At 74.2% G+C, this 562-nt stretch carries 1 protein-coding gene; it reads right to left on the bottom strand.

What is annotated here, in order from left to right; all coding sequences use genetic code 11:
• Positions 1-562: AMP-binding protein (locus AC5Y5V_RS31390; RefSeq protein ID WP_499942980.1), on the bottom strand; the 562-nt coding region annotated here is incomplete at both ends.

Below are 562 nucleotides of genomic sequence, written 5' to 3'. Positions count from 1 at the left end.
GCCGCGGATCTTGACCTGCTCGTCGGCGCGGCCCAGATAGTCCAGCTGCCCATCGGCACGCCAGCGCACCAGGTCCCCGGTCCGGTACATCCGGGTGCCCGGCGGGCCGTAGGGGCAGGACACGAACCGCGACCCGGTGAGCCCCGGCCGCCGCCAATACCCCACGCCCACACCGCGACCCGCGAGATACAGCTCCCCCACCACGCCGGGAGCCACGGGCCGCAGCCACGCGTCGAGGACGAAGAAGGCGGCGTTCGCCGTCGGGGCGCCGATCGGCGGTGCCCCCGAACCCGCCCGCAGGGGCGCGCTGCGGCACAGCCACATGGTGGTTTCGGTGGGGCCGTAGACGTTGACCATCCGCCGGCCCGGGGCCCAGCGGTCCACCAGCTCCGGCGGGCACGGTTCGGCCCCGATCACCAGGTCCGCGTCCAGACCGTCGGGGGACAACATGCCCGCCGCCGACGGGGTCTGGGTGAGAACGGTGACCTGCTCGTCGAGCAGCAAAGCGTGCAAATCCGGGGCCGAGCGGGCCACCGCGTCGGGCACCACCACCAACCGGCCG

The sequence above is a fragment of the Mycobacterium sp. NGS68 genome (assembly GCF_059812195.1).
Note: the sequence above shows the minus strand (reverse complement) of the source record. Positions and strands in the feature narration are given on the sequence as shown.